The following is an 18,822-nucleotide window of genomic DNA, read 5'->3' as shown; positions in this document are numbered from 1 at the left end:
TTTAGTGGCAAGCTGCCAAATCAAAATTTGAAAAAAGCCCGCGCCTAAATGAGAATGAGACACGGGTTTTACATATATAAATTAATTAGTAAGCCTTTAATCTCACCGATTTTATCAAGGAGGTCTATCGCTTCTTTTTCCTCATCTAAGAGATCTTGGGCAAGTTCGACAAGACGTGTATCAATAGTTTCAATGATTTTTAATCGTCTGCCTTCGCCAAAACGATTCCATGTATGTGATTGTTTTAAATCCATTCCATGTTCTACTGTCTCTTGTAGAAATCGTTTTACAAGCATTTTAAACTTAGCAAGTTCCCGTAAATTACGTGATCTTGCAACACGATCACCAGCACTCGAAATATCTCCTAATAAACGTGTTAGTTGCTCTGTTTGTAGCTTGTTACCTTGCTTAACGACCATATCTCCAAATCGGTTATTTTGATTATTATTTTGTAGTGGCTCATTGCGATTTGTATTTAACCCGACACGTATATCTTGATTAATCTTCAAGCTGGTTTCGCCCCCACTATCTTTATCAATTTCTCCCTGCATTGGGATAAATATCAGGCTCATATGATAAGCCTAATATCAGTGACCTCTTACGAATGGAGGCTACTTATTAAAAATGATGGAATTGTTCAATTGGTAAAACAAATACAGTAGCTCCTCCTACCTCTACCTCCACAGGGTAAGGTATATAGGAATCGGCATTTCCTCCTAATGGAGAAACTGGTGCAACCATTTGCTCCCGTGCTCGACAATTATCCCGAATAATATCTAAAAGTTTGGGTATGAGAGAGTCTTCAGTTCCTATAAGAAATGTCGTATTTCCTGAACGTAAAAATCCTCCTGTGCTCGCTAATTTAGTTGCGCGAAACTGATTTTTCGTTAAAGCATTTGATAAGCGACTGCTATCCTGATCTTGCACTACAGCTACGACTAACTTCATTCGCACTCACCCCTTTTATAAAATTCACCTAAATAGGTTTTCATACTATTCCTAAGCATTTATAAACATTAATACTTCGACTGTTATCCATGTGAAATTAATTACACCTCGGCATAATTACATCCATATTTTATCAAGCTTGCTCGTAATTCAGTAGGTATCTGTTGAATTAGATAAAATAATGGATAGTATCATTATATCACAATGTTGTGGACAACTTCATGCTTTTAGTGCATTGCTTCCAATAATAATAACCATACATCTTCAACAACATGCTCAATATGTTGGTCTGCATTCACTACACGTATACGTTCTGGGTACCGCTCTACTAGTTGTAAATATCCTTCACGTACCTTCTGATGAAACGGCAAACTTTCAACATCTAAACGATTTATTTCTCTCTTGTTAGTTGCATGAATACGTGCTAATCCAACTTCTGGAGGAAGGTCAAATAATATAGTTAAGTCAGGTAATTTCTTACCGATAGCAAATTCGTTAATAGAAAGTACCTCATCAACACCTATTCCTCTTGCATAACCTTGATAAGCTAAAGATGAGTCGATAAAACGATCACATATTACCAACTGACCAGCATCTAAAGCTGGTTGTACTTTTTCAAAATAATGCTGACTTCTTGCTGCAGCATATAACAATGCTTCTGTTCGCTCGTCCATAGCTGTATGTGCAGGATTTAAAATAATGGTTCTTATCTTTTCTGCAATTTCAATGCCGCCTGGTTCTCTTGTTGCTAGAACGTCAATATTTTTTTCTGCTAGTCGCTCAGCTATCATTTGAATGATTGTTGTTTTCCCTGCTCCCTCTGGACCTTCGAATGTAATAAATAAATTGCTTTTCATGCTGTTATTGCCTCCAACTATCTAATGACCTGAATCATTTTTTCTGCTAATCGATGATTTCCTTGGAATGTCGCTCCTGCTGCTAATAGCTCTTCCAGTTGACTTAATTTTGCTACGGTTATTCTTTCTCCTGGAACAAGTAATGGAATACCAGGCGGATAAGGAATAATCATACTTGCTGAAACCCTTCCCATTGTACGCATATATGGTAACCATTCTTTACTTAATGATGCAATTTCATTAAAGGTATAAATAGGTTCAGTAATAGGTACAAAATGATAGGCTGTTTGAGAAGAAGCTATGCTATCCGTTTTAGCTGTGTTTAATAGCATTGTTATAGCTTCTTTTATGCGGACTCTTATTTCAGCAAATGGGTAAGGATGTCCTTGCTTCAGTAAAGGTAACACAAATAATACTTGATTCGCATCAGCTAGCTCTCCATAGACATGCTTGGCCTCCAGTACCTCCTGTAATTGAAAACCACTATAACCATTGACACGTAACAATACCTTAAGTGGATCATCTACTTCAATTACTTCTAAGGAACCAATTGATCGTAATGCTTCAATCCATTGATTCTTTTTTTCTATTATATATGCCCCATCACTCTCCATATATGTCTGTACATAATAGCGAGCATCATCTAATGAGGCTAATAATACATAGGATGGGCTACTAGATTGCAGCATACGTAGATAGTGATGTATTTTGTCAGCATCAATTAATTTCGACTTAACATGCATAAAGGATGCCATCGTCATTGCAGGTAATGTCTTATGTGCCGATTGTACAACGACATCTGCTCCTAATGACAAAGCGGTTGGTTGAAATAATGTACACGCATTAAAATGAGCGCCATGTGCCTCATCCACTAAGACAGGGATTTTTTTTTCATGACAATAAGCAATTTGTTGCTGTATTTCATTCGATGTCATCCCATAATAAGTAGGATATGTTAAAACGACCGCTTTCGCCTCTGGATAATTTTTCACTGCTTCTTTAAGATCTTTATAAGTGACATGCGTTGCTGTTAACGTTCGCTCATCCCAGATTGGTGAGACAAAAATAGGCTTAGCCCCCACAAGTTCAATGGCGTGGAAAATTGATTTATGGGCATTACGTTGGACAATAATGGTATCGCCTTTATCGCATGTAGCATAAATCATCGCTAAATTTCCAACAGTAGAACCGCCCACTAGAAAGAAACTCTTCATTGCTCCATATGTATCTGCTAGTAAATTTTCTGCTTCTAATATCATTTCCTCAGGGTAATGCAAATCATCTAAACCTGTTAATTCGGTTACATCATAACGCATAACATCTTTAAATGCTTGCGGAAGATGGGACAGTTCGCCATGCTTATGACCTGGGACATGAAAAGAAATATTTTGTTGTTGTCTAAAACGTTCTAATCCCTCTATAATTGGCTTTTTCTTTTGCAAAACAAACACCCATTTTCGTTAGATTCTTATTTAATTATACGAAATTATAACGAGATAAAAAAGCTATCCCTCAACAAGGTTCTCCATATTTGTTTGTTGAACTAAAATTTTTCAACAAAACGTCTTATTATCTCTGTTTCCATTGCATCTAGTTTACTTTGAGTTTACTCCAAAGGAATCATCGTTTAGAGGCTATGTGACAACATAATTTAGTCACGCCGGCATTCTATTTCAATAGATATTTGAATAGCCACTAAAAAGCAGACATTCTTTACCTCATTATCGAAGAGAGAACATTTAGTAAAAAAACATTGGCTCATTCCATATAAAAACCGATTATTGCCGTTATCTGCAATAATCGGTTCTCCCACCCTTTTTCACAAAACTATTCTTTCACCACTTTAACGGCCATTTCCTTTACTAATTGCTCCACTAGTCTTGGGACAAAATTATCTAAAACTGGATTCATCATTCCTGCTAAAAAGCCGCTAGCCTTCATTGTTAACTTACCAGTAAGTTGCAATGATTGATCTTGATTTTGTTTTATTTTAAATGAACCATCGCCATTTATCGGATCGGATAAGCCCTCCAAATCAAAAAATATCTGATGAGCCTCTGATTTTTTCACCTTCAGCTCCACTTTAACAGCTTTTTGAATAATGCCAAAATCTCCTTGAAAGACCCAAATCATATCATTTTCATTCAGTAATTCGTGGTGTAAGTAACCTGGTATTAAAACAGCCCATTGTTCTTTATTTTGAATAAATTCCTCTAACTTTTCTTTCTGCATACTGATATTCTTACTATATTGTCCAGTTGCCATTACATTGCACCCCTTTGTGTGTTTTAATCACTCCATTAAACTTTAACATTTTATAGATCTCTAAATAAATAAAAAAAACCACTGATTTCTCAGTGGTTACTTTGTTGCCTAGCGACGTCCTACTCTCACAGGGGGAAGCCCCCAACTACCATCGGCGCTAAAGAGCTTAACTTCCGTGTTCGGTATGGGAACGGGTGTGACCTCTTTGCCATCATCACTAGACTATGGTCGACCTTCAATACACGGCGTATTACTGCGTCAGCTGCTCTCGTTCAATCAGTCACGTACAGAAGTACGCTCCTTCAATCACTCGTTTGCTTCCTTGTTCTACTTGTGTCTTGAAGCTCTTTTTTTATTGAAAGTTTTGTTCTTTCAAAACTGGATAAACGTGCATTGAATGGTTCAAACGTTTTGGTTAAGTCCTCGATCGATTAGTATTCGTCAGCTCCATGTGTCACCACACTTCCACCTCGAACCTATCTACCTCATCGTCTTTGAGGGATCTTACTTACTTGCGTAATGGGAAATCTCATCTTGAGGGGGGCTTCATGCTTAGATGCTTTCAGCACTTATCCCGTCCACACATAGCTACCCAGCGATGCCTTTGGCAAGACAACTGGTACACCAGCGGTGTGTCCATCCCGGTCCTCTCGTACTAAGGACAGCTCCTCTCAAATTTCCTACGCCCACGACGGATAGGGACCGAACTGTCTCACGACGTTCTGAACCCAGCTCGCGTACCGCTTTAATGGGCGAACAGCCCAACCCTTGGGACCGACTACAGCCCCAGGATGCGATGAGCCGACATCGAGGTGCCAAACCTCCCCGTCGATGTGGACTCTTGGGGGAGATAAGCCTGTTATCCCCGGGGTAGCTTTTATCCGTTGAGCGATGGCCCTTCCATGCGGAACCACCGGATCACTAAGCCCGTCTTTCGACCCTGCTCGACTTGTAGGTCTCGCAGTCAAGCTCCCTTGTGCCTTTACACTCTACGAATGATTTCCAACCATTCTGAGGGAACCTTTGGGCGCCTCCGTTACCTTTTAGGAGGCGACCGCCCCAGTCAAACTGTCCGCCTGACACTGTCTCCTGCCCCGCTAAGGGGCATGGGTTAGAATTTCAATACAACCAGGGTAGTATCCCACCGACGCCTCCTTCGAAGCTGGCGCTCCGAGATCTCTGGCTCCTACCTATCCTGTACAAGTTGTACCAAAATTCAATATCAGGCTACAGTAAAGCTCCACGGGGTCTTTCCGTCCTGTCGCGGGTAACCTGCATCTTCACAGGTACTATAATTTCACCGAGTCTCTCGTTGAGACAGTGCCCAGATCGTTACGCCTTTCGTGCGGGTCGGAACTTACCCGACAAGGAATTTCGCTACCTTAGGACCGTTATAGTTACGGCCGCCGTTTACTGGGGCTTCAATTCGCAGCTTCGCTTGCGCTAACCACTCCTCTTAACCTTCCAGCACCGGGCAGGCGTCAGCCCCTATACGTCACCTTACGGTTTTGCAGAGACCTGTGTTTTTGCTAAACAGTCGCCTGGGCCTATTCACTGCGGCTCTCATGCGCTTGCACGCTCAAGAGCACCCCTTCTCCCGAAGTTACGGGGTCATTTTGCCGAGTTCCTTAACGAGAGTTCTCTCGCACACCTTAGGATTCTCTCCTCGACTACCTGTGTCGGTTTGCGGTACGGGCACCTCTCACCTCGATAGAGGCTTTTCTTGGCAGTGTGAAATCAGGAACTTCGTCCATACGGACTCGCCATCACAGCTCAACGTTACAGTGTGCGGATTTGCCTACACACACGCCTTACTGCTTGGACGCGCATAACCAACAGCGCGCTTACCCTATCCTACTGCGTCCCCCCATTTCTCAAACGGTGAGGAGGTGGTACAGGAATATCAACCTGTTGTCCATCGCCTACGCCTATCGGCCTCGGCTTAGGTCCCGACTAACCCTGAGCGGACGAGCCTTCCTCAGGAAACCTTAGTCATACGGTGGACGGGATTCTCACCCGTCTTTCGCTACTCATACCGGCATTCTCACTTCTAAGCGCTCCACCAGTCCTTCCGGTCTGACTTCAACGCACTTAGAACGCTCTCCTACCACTGACATCGTAGATGTCAATCCACAGCTTCGGTGAATCGTTTAGCCCCGATACATTTTCGGCGCAGCGTCACTCGACCAGTGAGCTATTACGCACTCTTTAAATGATGGCTGCTTCTAAGCCAACATCCTGGTTGTCTGTGCAACGCCACATCCTTTTCCACTTAACGATTACTTTGGGACCTTAGCTGGTGGTCTGGGCTGTTTCCCTTTTGACTACGGATCTTATCACTCGCAGTCTGACTCCCGTGTATAAATATCTGGCATTCGGAGTTTGTCTGAATTCGGTAAACCGGGATGGCCCCCTAGTCCAAACAGTGCTCTACCTCCAGTATTCTCATCACGAGGCTAGCCCTAAAGCTATTTCGGAGAGAACCAGCTATCTCCAAGTTCGATTGGAATTTCTCCGCTACCCACACCTCATCCCCGCACTTTTCAACGTGCGTGGGTTCGGGCCTCCAGTAAGTGTTACCTTACCTTCACCCTGGACATGGGTAGATCACCTGGTTTCGGGTCTACGACCACGTACTATTTCGCCCTATTCAGACTCGCTTTCGCTGCGGCTCCGCCTTCTAAAGCTTAACCTCGCACGTAATCGTAACTCGCCGGTTCATTCTACAAAAGGCACGCTATCACCCATTAACGGGCTCTAACTACTTGTAGGCACACGGTTTCAGGATCTCTTTCACTCCCCTTCCGGGGTGCTTTTCACCTTTCCCTCACGGTACTGGTTCACTATCGGTCACTAGGTAGTATTTAGCCTTGGGAGATGGTCCTCCCGGATTCCGACGGAATTTCACGTGTTCCGCCGTACTCAGGATCCACTCAGGAGAGAACGAACTTTCGACTACAGGGCTTTTACCTGCTCTGGCGGACCTTTCCAAGTCGCTTCATCTAACTCGCTCTTTTGTAACTCCGTATTGAGTGTCCTACAACCCCAAGAGGCAAGCCTCTTGGTTTGGGCTCTTCCCGTTTCGCTCGCCGCTACTCAGGGAATCGATTTTTCTTTCTCTTCCTCCAGGTACTTAGATGTTTCAGTTCCCTGGGTCTGCCTTCAAGACGCTATGTATTCACGTCAAGATACTACGCGATTAAACGTAGTGGGTTCCCCCATTCGGAAATCTCCGGATCAAAGCTCACTTACAGCTCCCCGAAGCATATCGGTGTTAGTGCCGTCCTTCTTCGGCTCCTAGTGCCAAGGCATTCGCCGTGCGCCCTTAATAACTTAACCAAGTTATTAAGCCTATAAAAAAACTTAAAAAATAAATGTGTTTGTTACAATTTCAATGTCGTTTTATCCAGTTTTCAAAGAACAAATTTTGAAGCTTTTCATTCAAGAAGAATGAACCTTCAAAACTGAACGCAAAACGTAATCTTACAAACCCTAGGTTTGTATTCCGAAATAATCCTTAGAAAGGAGGTGATCCAGCCGCACCTTCCGATACGGCTACCTTGTTACGACTTCACCCCAATCATCTATCCCACCTTCGGCGGCTGGCTCCAAAAGGTTACCTCACCGACTTCGGGTGTTACAAACTCTCGTGGTGTGACGGGCGGTGTGTACAAGGCCCGGGAACGTATTCACCGCGGCATGCTGATCCGCGATTACTAGCGATTCCGGCTTCATGTAGGCGAGTTGCAGCCTACAATCCGAACTGAGAACGACTTTATCGGATTAGCTCCCTCTCGCGAGTTGGCAACCGTTTGTATCGTCCATTGTAGCACGTGTGTAGCCCAGGTCATAAGGGGCATGATGATTTGACGTCATCCCCACCTTCCTCCGGTTTGTCACCGGCAGTCACCTTAGAGTGCCCAACTAAATGATGGCAACTAAGATCAAGGGTTGCGCTCGTTGCGGGACTTAACCCAACATCTCACGACACGAGCTGACGACAACCATGCACCACCTGTCACCGTTGCCCCCGAAGGGGAAACTATATCTCTACAGTGGTCAACGGGATGTCAAGACCTGGTAAGGTTCTTCGCGTTGCTTCGAATTAAACCACATGCTCCACCGCTTGTGCGGGCCCCCGTCAATTCCTTTGAGTTTCAGTCTTGCGACCGTACTCCCCAGGCGGAGTGCTTAATGCGTTAGCTGCAGCACTAAGGGGCGGAAACCCCCTAACACTTAGCACTCATCGTTTACGGCGTGGACTACCAGGGTATCTAATCCTGTTTGCTCCCCACGCTTTCGCGCCTCAGTGTCAGTTACAGACCAGATAGTCGCCTTCGCCACTGGTGTTCCTCCAAATCTCTACGCATTTCACCGCTACACTTGGAATTCCACTATCCTCTTCTGCACTCAAGTCTCCCAGTTTCCAATGACCCTCCACGGTTGAGCCGTGGGCTTTCACATCAGACTTAAGAAACCACCTGCGCGCGCTTTACGCCCAATAATTCCGGACAACGCTTGCCACCTACGTATTACCGCGGCTGCTGGCACGTAGTTAGCCGTGGCTTTCTAATAAGGTACCGTCAAGGTACAGCCAGTTACTACTGTACTTGTTCTTCCCTTACAACAGAGTTTTACGAACCGAAATCCTTCTTCACTCACGCGGCGTTGCTCCATCAGGCTTTCGCCCATTGTGGAAGATTCCCTACTGCTGCCTCCCGTAGGAGTCTGGGCCGTGTCTCAGTCCCAGTGTGGCCGATCACCCTCTCAGGTCGGCTACGCATCGTCGCCTTGGTGAGCCGTTACCTCACCAACTAGCTAATGCGCCGCGGGCCCATCCTATAGCGACAGCCGAAACCGTCTTTTAGTGTTTCACCATGAGGTGAAACAGATTATTCGGTATTAGCCCCGGTTTCCCGGAGTTATCCCAAACTATAAGGTAGGTTGCCCACGTGTTACTCACCCGTCCGCCGCTAACGTCGAAGGAGCAAGCTCCTTCTCTGTTCGCTCGACTTGCATGTATTAGGCACGCCGCCAGCGTTCGTCCTGAGCCAGGATCAAACTCTCCATAAAAGAAATTTGAATAGCTCAAATTGTTTTGCTGGCATCATTTTGATGTCCAAAATTTTGTTTCGTTCACTAACAGAAGTTAGTTACTGAAAACTTTATTGATTACGTTTTGCTTGTTCAGTTTTCAAGGTTCATTTCGTTAACCACTGTTTTAGCAGCAACTCTTATATAATACCATGTCGTATATAATGTGTCAACATAAATTTTTAATTTATTTTCGTTTCAATCAGTTATATTAGCGACTTTTATAACTATATCATATTCTTTTCATATTGCAAGCTTTTTATAAAAAAAATATTAAAGCTGTTATTCCTAATACACCCGGAATACCTAAGACGGCAATAGTTAAGACTGAAAATAGATTGATGGGTACATTATATCCTATATAACCAATACCTAAATGGATTATAAATAATAATAGAAAAGCAAATGCAAATCTAAACCAAAACACCGATAACCCTTCTAAAATCTTACCTAGTTTAGCATGTCTTATTATTACATAAAGAAAAAGAAGCCCTACAGGAATACTAATACTCATAATTACTAACCAAGACAATATGGTTGCCCCCTCAATTAAATAATTATGAAAGTTTATGTTTCCTGTATCGCTTCTATGAATATTTAAATAAGAACTATTTTATTAATACCTTGCGAATTCTAGCTTCCTTAAATAAATAGAAATGAATACTTTCTGCTGTTTTGCGTTGAGCAATTACCCCGAGATCATAGTCATCCATTAATTCTTCTATTATCTTCGCCTGCTGTAAATCCTCTTTTGTTTCTTTTATAAGATTCACAAGCCTATCATCGAATTCTTTTTTTAACTTTCCTTTACTACGGAAGAACATATTAATCCCTCACTCATAATTCGCGTCGGCCTTCCATTGCCTTAGATAGCGTAACCTCATCTGCGTATTCTAAATCTCCCCCTACTGGCAATCCATGCGCAATACGAGTCGTACGAATCCCTGAAGGTTTGACAAGGCGAGATATGTACATAGCTGTTGCCTCACCTTCAATTGTTGAATTCGTAGCTAAAATAAGCTCTTGTACACTTTCATCTTGCAAACGCACTAACAAGGAAGCAACATTAATATCCTCTGGACCGATACCATCCATTGGAGAAATTGCACCTTGAAGTACATGATACATGCCGTTGTAGTCACGCATTTTTTCCATTGCAATAACATCCTTTGTATCTTGCACAACACAAATAATAGAATGATCTCGCTGCTTGTCTGCACAAATGTGACATGGGTCTACATCTGTTATATTGCCACAGACAGAACAGTAACTCAGGTTTCGTTTAGCATCAATCAATGCTTTAGAGAAAGATAATACATCGTCTTCTTTCATAGATAACACAAAAAACGCCAGACGAGCCGCGGTTTTCGGCCCGATACCTGGCAATTTCATAAAACTATCGATCAATTTAGATATTGGTTCTGGGTAGTACATATGATTACCTCCTAGAATGGAAGGTTTAAGCCTTGAGTGAATTTACCCATCGTTGAGTTTGTTTTTTCTTCTACCTTTTTCAACGCTTCATTTGTTGCAATAACAATTAGGTCTTGTAACATTTCGATGTCTTCTGGGTCTACTACAGCTTCATCTAGATTTACTGACACTACTTCACGCTGACCAGAAACTGTTACTTTTACCATGCCGCCGCCTGCAACACCTTCAAATTGCTCAGCATTTAAAGCCTCTTGAGCCTCCATCATTTCCTTTTGCATTTTTTGCATCTTTTTCATCATACCTTGCATATTTCCCATTCCACGCATAAATGTCTTCCTCCTAAAAATTTAATCTTCAATAATTTCAACAAAATCTTTACCAAAGAGCTTTTCAGCCTCTGTCACAAGTGGATCTTGTGAAGCAAGAGGTTGGGCATCATCGATAAATGGTTCATCTGGCATTTCTGCCGGTGGTGGCTCTAATAATTCTTCTCCATGCTCTGAGACAGCCTGTGATTTCTTTTGCTGTAGACTGTGATCACGGATAAACTCTTCACGCATTTTCAACCAAGATTCTTCTGGTATACATAGCATCTCGTACATTGTACCAGTTTGCCCAGCAATTAATTGTGTAAAGTGAGCCTTTAAAGATTGGTTATCGGCAACCATCTGACAATGAATATCATACTTGAATTTTAACACAAAAGCACTCGAAGATGCCGCAACAGGTTCAGCCTCTGCTAAAAGAGCCGATTGAGATTTTTGCATTTGATTTAATGCTTGTGCCCAAACTGACTTGATACGTTGCACATCTTGCTTTGTAGCATCTTTCAACACTTCCTGAATACGACCAGTGGGTGCTTTATAGCCATTCGGGTTTTTAGCACGAGGTCTTTGCTCTTTTTGCGCTGACGTCGTTTGCACAGGAGTTCCTGTTTGCAGTTGCAAGGATAATTGTTGAACCATCTGCTCAAGCGCTACCACCTTTTGCGTGAGTTCTGAGCTTTGTACAGTTTCGTTCATAGCCACTGTTTGATGCGCTAACCCTCCCGAAAATTGTGCCATTTTAAGCAATGCTGTTTCTAAGTAAATTTTCGTATGGTGAGAGAAACGCATCTCCTGCTGTATTTTTGCGAGTATATCAATATAGCCATAAAGCATATCTGGAGCAAATTCGTGTGCTAAAGTAAATACACGCTCCTCAGGGGACACTAACTCTAAAAGTTCAGCTAAATTATCACTTGTTTGAAGTAATAGTAAATCGCGGAAAAAAGTAATTAAATCTTCTGAAAGACGCAAGGGATCCTTGCCATCAGCTATAAGTTGCTCTAAAAGAGCTAACATTTGAGCAACATCTTTTACTTTCAATGCTTCAGCTAAGTCATAAAAAACATCCTGACTAATTGAACCTGTAACTAATAATGTGTCCTCAAGCTTTAATTTTTCGCCACTAAATGACACAACTTGGTCTAGCAAACTTAAAGCATCACGCATTCCTCCTGCGGCTGATTGTGCGATCACCTTTAAACCTTGTTCTTCATATGGTAAATCAATATCTTCTAGGACAACCTTCATACGTTCAATAATATCATTGGTAGAAAGTCGCTTAAAATCAAAGCGCTGACAACGAGAAATAATCGTTGCAGGCAATTTGTGAGGCTCTGTCGTTGCTAAAATAAATACAGCATGAGGAGGTGGCTCTTCCAAAGTTTTTAAAAGAGCGTTAAAGGCACTTGTAGAAAGCATATGCACTTCGTCTATGATGTACACCTTATATCTACTGCTTGCAGGAGCAAAGCGAACCTTTTCTATAATATCCCTAATCTCTTCAACACGTGAATTCGAAGCCGCGTCAAATTCAATGACATCAGGATGGGAGCCATCCGTAATACTTATGCATGTAGCGCATTCATTACACGGTTCTTTCGATGGTGCATGTTCACAATTTAAAGCCTTCGCAAAGATTTTGGCTGTACTTGTTTTCCCTGTACCACGCGGCCCAGAAAATAAGTAAGCATGCGTTGTTTTATTTGCTAGGAGAGCATTTTGTAGCGTTCTTTTGACATGTGCTTGGCCAGACATTTCTCGAAAAGATTGCGGTCGATACACACGATAAAATGCTTGATACGTCACTGATTTCCTCTCTCCTTCTCCATTTAATTGAATAGTTATATTATAGCATTTGCCTTCTTATATAGAAAATGAAGTTACTAAATTTAAAAATAAAAAAGCACCCGCCTTATAGTAGACGGATGCTTTGAATTGGCAAGTTAATGCCGTGCACCTTTCCTTGACAGCCGCACATAAGCGTTACTCTTGTCGTTAGCTCGGATTAGGCAACCCCGCGGCACATGGATAAGACCACTTAATGCTGCTTCCTTCCGGACCTGACATGGTTCATGGGTATCCATTGCGCAGGACCCAATCGTCAACACTACGTGCAAAAGGCAGACCAAACAATACGGACAGCCTCGAAAAAGGAATTCAGTCTCGCTAGAGCGGATTGCGAGTTACAGGACACCGCTACCTTCCCACCTAGCACGGCAATAACTAGTATACTGACAGTTTGTATAAATTGCAACTTAATGCACAAATTATTTATTTCCAAGCCCTGAATAAACTACTTAAATTTTTTTCAAAAAAATATTGACGAGTGTTTCTAGTTATGATAAATTTATTTTTGTCGATAAGACAGCAGAGCAATATAACATGGAGGTATACCCAAGTCTGGCTGAAGGGATCGGTCTTGAAAACCGACAGGCGGGTAACACCGCGCGGGGGTTCGAATCCCTCTACCTCCTCCATTTTTAAAATTTCCGACTACAATTGTAGCCGTTTTTTTTTTGCCAAAATTGTATGTATTACTTGTTAGATACCACTTCCGCCTCGGTTGTGGTATTTTTTATTATATGAATGATGGGAGGTTGTAATATTGCAATCGAAATTATCTATGACACGTGCTTCCCTTACTTGGATTTTCATTATTGCTGTCCTGACCGCAATTGGTAGTGAAATTAAAATTATGCCATTTGCTAATACAACATTTCGTTTTGGTTTAGGTACGATCATCTTCTTTTTATGCACACTACTTAAGCCTACACCGATTATTTTAGCCGGTATTGCAACAAGTATAGTGACAACAATTTTTCGTGTTATTAATTCCACGTTACACAATGTTCCAATTTCTGAGAGTCTATTTAACCATTTACCAGCCGCATTATTTTATGTATTGTTTGCAGTGTGCCTACAAATTTTAGATATTCAACAATATAGAGAAAAACCTTTAAAACTTGGTTTACTCGTCGCCTTTAGTGAGGTCATTAGTAATTTAGCAGAACAAATTTTTCGATTTTTTGTCCAAAATTATACTTTTTTATTTCTTCATGACCTCCTGATCCTATTAGCCGTAGCAATATTACGCAGTTTTTTTGTAGTAGGTATTTATAGCTCCATTTTGATTGCTGAGCAAAAAAAACGAGTACAAGAAATGCTCAATATCGGATCTGACCTCTATGTTGAGACCCTATACTTAAAAAAATCAATGAACCATATTGAAACTATTACAGCCAGCGGTTATGAATTATATCGACAGTTAAAAGTGCTAGGTTATCGAGCTGAAAGTTTACAGGCACTTCATATTGCCCAGGAAATCCATGAAGTGAAGAAAGATTCTCAACGTATATATGCTGGTATTTCGAAGATTGTGGGCGAAAGAAGCTTCGGCCCTTTTGTATTATCTGAATTATTGCATTATATTGAGGAAGGCAATAGGAAATACGCTGAATTACTCGGTAAGGATATACAATTTAATACATGTATAGACTTCGATTTTCAAACAAAGGAACATATTGCACTCCTTGCTCTTTTAAATAACTTATCTGCCAATGCTGTTGAGGCTATTGAAGAACAAGGTATCATTTCTATTGCTATTGGGCGCCAAGAAGATAATACTGTAATAACAGTATGTGATAATGGACAAGGAATTTCACAAGCAGATATTTCTGTTATCTTTGAACCTGGATACACAACCAAGTTCAATATTGATGGTGTAGCGGCAACTGGCATTGGGCTTTCACACGTTGCTGAATTAGTAGAAAAATTAAAAGGCTCAATAACCGTTGATTCAGACGATCAATATACAACGTTTAAAATCATAATTCCTACGCAAACTATTCAAACGGGAGAGACTTAAATGAGGTATTTTATTGTAGACGATGATCGTGCAAGTCGTGTTATGTTAAAACAAATTATTGAAGATAGCGGGCTAGGTACAGTTATTGGTGAGGCACGTAATGGTGAGGATGCCATACCACAGATTTTAATGACGCAGCCAGAATTTGTGTTAATTGATTTACTGATGCCCAAGCTCGACGGTATAGCAACAGTTGAGCAACTTATGCAAAATCGTTTTGAGGGACAATTTATTATGATTTCACAAGTTGTGAATAAGGAAATGGTTGGTGAGGCCTATGAACAAGGAATTGATTTCTTCATTCATAAACCAATCAACCGTATCGAAGTAGAAAATGTTTTGAAAAAAACAACTGAACAATTTCGACTTAAAAATTCGCTGTTAGTTATACGTCAATCACTTACAAACATTGAATTAACTGAACAAAAGGCTCATAAAGCAACATCACGAGATCATATTCAATCTATTTTAAATGATATGGGCATTGTCGGTGAAATTGGTAGTGAGGATATAATTGCCATTATAGAAACATTACTTGCACATCAGCATAAGATTGCACCTCTTCCTCCATTAAAGGAGCTGTATGAAGAAATTGCAGCTGTGACAAAGGCTACACCCGATGACATATTAAAGGAAAGTAAAGCCATTGAACAGCGTGTGCGCCGGACAATATTAGCTGCAATGATTAATCTTGCTAATTTAGGGGTTGTTGATTATACAAACTCTGAATTCGAGTACTATGCCCCACGCTACTTTGATTTTAAAGAGATTCGCCAGCTCATGACACAAATTGAAGACCACGATAATCGTAAAGCAAAGGTTAATATTAAGAAGTTTATTCAAGTTTTATATTCAGACATTTTAACAAAAGTAAATTAATTTTCTCGGATTTTGTCGGATTCCGTAAGTCCTCTGTATTATTAAAGTAAGGCGTGTCCTGAAAATTTAATACTAGGGGAGGTACAAAGGATTTGAAAAAGAAATTTAAAATCAGTTTAGCCGCTCAAATTTTAATCGGTTTGATTTTAGGGATCATTATTGGTGGTATCTTTTACGGAAACCCCAAAATTGAGACATATTTACAACCATTAGGGGATATATTTTTACATCTTATTAAGATGATTGTTGTACCGATTATAATTTCGACTTTAATCGTTGGTGTTGCTGGTACTGGAGATATGAAGCAACTTGGACGATTAGGCGGGAAATCTATTATTTACTTTGAAATTATTACAACTGTTGCCATCGTAGTTGGATTACTTTCTGCGAACATTTTCCAACCTGGTGCAGGTATAAATATGAATGAACTATCTCAAGGTGATATTTCAAAGTATGTATCAACAACTGAAGAAGTACAGCATGAGGGGCCATTTGATATCATTGTAGGCATTGTCCCAACAAATATCATTCAGTCAATGGCTGAAGGTGATATGCTTGCGATTATCTTCTTCTCAGTTCTTTTTGGTTTAGGGGTTGCTGCAGTTGGTGATCGAGGAAAACCAGTCTTAGACTTCTTCCAAGGGGTAGCAGATGCTATGTTCTGGGTAACAAACCTCGTAATGAAATTCGCTCCACTTGGGGTATTTGGTTTAATTGGTGTAACCGTTTCCAAATATGGGTTTGCCTCCCTGGTTCCACTTGCCAAATTGGCCATTCTTGTATATGCAACAATGCTATTCTTTATCTTTGTCGTTCTTGGCCTTGTGGCAAAATTCGCAGGAATTAGCATCTTCTATTTAATTAAAGTATTAAAAGATGAACTAATTTTAGCGTTCTCTACAGCAAGTTCTGAAGCTGTATTACCACGTGTTATGATGAAAATGGAGAAATTAGGTGCGCCAAAGGATATTGTTTCCTTTGTTATACCAACTGGTTACTCCTTTAACTTAGATGGATCAACACTCTACCAAGCCATTGCAGCATTATTTATTGCTCAAATGTACGGTATTCACCTAAGCATTGGTGAACAAATTACGTTAATGCTTGTACTAATGGTTACATCTAAAGGGATTGCAGGTGTTCCAGGAGTATCATTCGTAGTACTTCTAGCAACTTTAGGTACTGTCGGTATTCCACTTGAAGGACTAGCATTTATCGCTGGTATTGACCGTATTCTTGATATGGGACGTACAGTTGTTAACGTAATTGGTAACTCATTAGCGTCATTAGTAATGGCAAAATGGGAAGGTCGTTTCGATCGCGAAAAGATGAAAAATTACTTTAATGATAATGAAAATCTAGCGTAAGTTAAAAAAATCCTCACGATGTTGGATGGCATCGTGAGGGTTTTTTTATTTTGCTAATACTTTATCTAAATAAGCTATAATGGATTCTTTTCCATTGACATGTGCTTCCTGTGCACGCTTTTCATCTTTTTCGAGTTTGGCTTCTGCTGCTGCTACAATTTTTTCAGCCTCTTGCTGTGGCACGACAATCACACCGTCTACATCCCCAATTATATAATCACCAGGGAGAACTGTTACTCCCCCTATGGCAATGGGCACATTTACTTGACCACCACCATTTTTATTGCCTGCAGCTACGGTAGTACCTAACGAGAATATAGGGAAATTTAGCTCCCGAATTGCTTCAATATCACGGATTACGCCATCTACAACAATACCTTGTACACCAATGCCCTTTGCTAAGGAAATCACAAAATCTCCAGCTACCGCTCTATTCGTATTTCCTTTTGCATCAATTACTAAAATATCCCCTTCATTCGCTGCTCTAATTGCTTCCAATACTGCCCCGTTTTCACCATCTGGTAAACGTACAGTCACAGCTCGCCCTGCAATTTTAAAATGATCTGCTAACGGCTTGATATCACTACGCAAATTGGTATGCCCACCTGTCGCATCTGATATAGCTGTAGTTGGTAGATGCTGAAAGCTTACTTCCACTTTTGTCATACATAACACCCCTATTATGATTGATGAAAGCCTTACACTATTATTGTAAATAAAAAATATAGACTATTTCAATATATATCGAAAACAAATGGAAAAAATGACAACAGCATTTCACCATTATTTTTTATGAAATATGTGTATTGATATTAAAATGGCATCATCTATTTAAAGGATAGTGCCCTGTTTAAGATTAAATGATTTCGATAAACTGCTTGGATTGTTCATCTAATGCTTCAGCAGCAGATGCAATTTCACTAAAATCATTTGTAGTGACGGTAATTTGTTCATTCGTTTTATCCGCTTTTTCAGCTATCCTTGTAATACTGTCTGTCACCTGACCAATTTCTCGTTCAATCCCTTCTACATTATCTTTCACTTCTGAAATGGATTGCTCAACTCTTACAGAAAGCTTTCGAACCTCTTTGGCTACTACATCAAAACCTCTACCATATTCGCCAGCTCTAGCTGCTTCAATGGCCGCATTTAAAGCCAATAAATTAGTTTGTGAGGCAATCTCTTGAATCGTTTTGACAATGCCTTTTATAGAATCCGCTTGTTTTTGAAGCTGTGCAAGGTTACTTACATTTTCATTTGATTCCTGTGACACTACTTGAATGGTTTCCAGTAGGTCCTGGCTATTTTGAATACCAGCCTCTGAACGCTGATAAAGCTCTTTAGACATACTCTTCAATTTGTCGGCTACGCTCATTATCTCATTTTGACGTTCAGTAATATTAGCAGCTATTTTAGAAACACCTATTACTTTTCTTGTATTATTTGCGAAAACAGGCATATATGTCGCTTCCAACCAAATTCTTTGACCGTTAGCATCGATTCGCTCAACTTTATCCTGATAGCTATTTCCAGCTGTTAGATTACGCCAAAATTTATCATACTCGCTACTATTCGTAAAATCAGGCAAGCAAAGTTCTTTATGGTGCTTTCCTAACATCTCCTGTACGGTATAACCTAATGTTTGAGCAAATAGCTCATTGACGTATGCTACTCTTCTGTCCATATTAAAGCGGATAATTGCTATATTACGTTCAATGGCTTGTACTACTAAATCATCGGTTACTTGAGCATCTACACTGTGCATATACAACACCTCATTAATTTCT

15 protein-coding genes, 1 tRNA gene, 3 rRNA genes and 1 other RNA gene are annotated in these 18,822 nt (G+C 40.7%); 4 read left to right on the top strand and 16 right to left on the bottom strand.

The features are described 5' to 3' along the window. Window positions 1-68 precede the first annotated feature (68 nt). From MKY46_RS00270 to ffs, 14 genes are all read right to left on the bottom strand, one after another. On the bottom strand, window positions 69-509 hold the full coding sequence (locus tag MKY46_RS00270) for a YaaR family protein (protein WP_036122373.1): 441 nt from the start codon (window positions 507-509) through the stop codon (window positions 69-71). 109 nt (window positions 510-618) lie between these two features. Further along, the gene (locus MKY46_RS00265) at window positions 619-948 is read right to left on the bottom strand and encodes a cyclic-di-AMP receptor (protein WP_004229230.1); all 330 of its coding nucleotides are present in this window, start codon (window positions 946-948) and stop codon (window positions 619-621) included. Window positions 949-1,175: 227 nt separating this feature from the next. Continuing rightward, entirely contained in the window at window positions 1,176-1,805 is a 630-nt protein-coding gene (gene tmk / locus MKY46_RS00260; protein WP_036122276.1) for a dTMP kinase, read from the bottom strand. 17 nt (window positions 1,806-1,822) lie between these two features. Next, window positions 1,823-3,256, bottom strand: coding sequence for an aminotransferase class I/II-fold pyridoxal phosphate-dependent enzyme (locus MKY46_RS00255; protein WP_036122273.1), 1,434 nt, complete (start codon window positions 3,254-3,256; stop codon window positions 1,823-1,825). Between the two features lie 376 nt (window positions 3,257-3,632). Beyond that, complete coding sequence (locus MKY46_RS00250; protein WP_036122269.1) at window positions 3,633-4,070, bottom strand: SRPBCC domain-containing protein; 438 nt, start codon at window positions 4,068-4,070, stop codon at window positions 3,633-3,635. A gap of 106 nt (window positions 4,071-4,176) precedes the next feature. After that, a 5S ribosomal RNA gene (gene rrf, locus MKY46_RS00245) occupies window positions 4,177-4,292 on the bottom strand. A 189-nt stretch (window positions 4,293-4,481) separates the two neighbouring features. Then, window positions 4,482-7,409 (bottom strand): 23S ribosomal RNA (locus MKY46_RS00240). A 182-nt stretch (window positions 7,410-7,591) separates the two neighbouring features. Then, window positions 7,592-9,143 (bottom strand): 16S ribosomal RNA (locus tag MKY46_RS00235). The 16S, 23S and 5S rRNA genes sit together here, the layout of an rRNA operon. 280 nt (window positions 9,144-9,423) lie before the next feature. Next, the gene (locus tag MKY46_RS00230; protein WP_036122146.1) at window positions 9,424-9,696 is read right to left on the bottom strand and encodes a pro-sigmaK processing inhibitor BofA family protein; all 273 of its coding nucleotides are present in this window, start codon (window positions 9,694-9,696) and stop codon (window positions 9,424-9,426) included. Window positions 9,697-9,772: 76 nt separating this feature from the next. Next, complete coding sequence (locus MKY46_RS00225; RefSeq protein ID WP_036122143.1) at window positions 9,773-9,988, bottom strand: YaaL family protein; 216 nt, start codon at window positions 9,986-9,988, stop codon at window positions 9,773-9,775. A 13-nt stretch (window positions 9,989-10,001) separates the two neighbouring features. Beyond that, window positions 10,002-10,598, bottom strand: coding sequence for a recombination mediator RecR (gene recR, locus MKY46_RS00220; protein ID WP_036122141.1), 597 nt, complete (start codon window positions 10,596-10,598; stop codon window positions 10,002-10,004). Between the two features lie 11 nt (window positions 10,599-10,609). Further along, window positions 10,610-10,924: a YbaB/EbfC family nucleoid-associated protein gene (locus MKY46_RS00215; protein WP_036122138.1), complete on the bottom strand. Its 315-nt coding sequence runs from the start codon at window positions 10,922-10,924 to the stop codon at window positions 10,610-10,612. A gap of 21 nt (window positions 10,925-10,945) precedes the next feature. Beyond that, on the bottom strand, window positions 10,946-12,730 hold the full coding sequence (gene dnaX, locus MKY46_RS00210) for a DNA polymerase III subunit gamma/tau (RefSeq protein ID WP_330494076.1): 1,785 nt from the start codon (window positions 12,728-12,730) through the stop codon (window positions 10,946-10,948). A 143-nt stretch (window positions 12,731-12,873) separates the two neighbouring features. Further along, window positions 12,874-13,141: signal recognition particle sRNA large type (gene ffs / locus MKY46_RS00205), an RNA gene on the bottom strand. Window positions 13,142-13,308: 167 nt separating this feature from the next. On the opposite strand from ffs, the gene MKY46_RS00200 reads away from it, so the two are divergent. The 4 genes from MKY46_RS00200 (at window position 13,309) to MKY46_RS00185 (ending at window position 17,035) form a co-directional block, all read left to right on the top strand. Further along, window positions 13,309-13,401: transfer RNA gene (locus MKY46_RS00200), tRNA-Ser, on the top strand. A gap of 128 nt (window positions 13,402-13,529) precedes the next feature. Further along, window positions 13,530-14,789 (top strand): sensor histidine kinase, encoded by a 1,260-nt coding sequence (locus MKY46_RS00195; protein WP_051891648.1) that lies wholly within the window; start codon window positions 13,530-13,532, stop codon window positions 14,787-14,789. After that, window positions 14,790-15,668, top strand: coding sequence for a response regulator (locus MKY46_RS00190; protein WP_036122124.1), 879 nt, complete (start codon window positions 14,790-14,792; stop codon window positions 15,666-15,668). 92 nt (window positions 15,669-15,760) lie between these two features. Further along, window positions 15,761-17,035 (top strand): cation:dicarboxylate symporter family transporter, encoded by a 1,275-nt coding sequence (locus tag MKY46_RS00185; RefSeq protein WP_036122120.1) that lies wholly within the window; start codon window positions 15,761-15,763, stop codon window positions 17,033-17,035. Window positions 17,036-17,080: 45 nt separating this feature from the next. Here the strand turns inward: MKY46_RS00185 and MKY46_RS00180 are convergent, their stop codons facing one another. Then, window positions 17,081-17,701: an RraA family protein gene (locus MKY46_RS00180; protein WP_036122116.1), complete on the bottom strand. Its 621-nt coding sequence runs from the start codon at window positions 17,699-17,701 to the stop codon at window positions 17,081-17,083. A gap of 190 nt (window positions 17,702-17,891) precedes the next feature. Next, window positions 17,892-18,800 (bottom strand): methyl-accepting chemotaxis protein, encoded by a 909-nt coding sequence (locus MKY46_RS00175; protein ID WP_141905875.1) that lies wholly within the window; start codon window positions 18,798-18,800, stop codon window positions 17,892-17,894. Window positions 18,801-18,822 lie beyond the last annotated feature (22 nt).

It is taken from the genome of Lysinibacillus sp. FSL M8-0355 (assembly GCF_038008985.1).
Lineage (GTDB): Bacteria > Bacillota > Bacilli > Bacillales_A > Planococcaceae > Lysinibacillus > Lysinibacillus fusiformis_D.
This window is presented reverse-complemented; position numbering and strand designations above follow the sequence as displayed.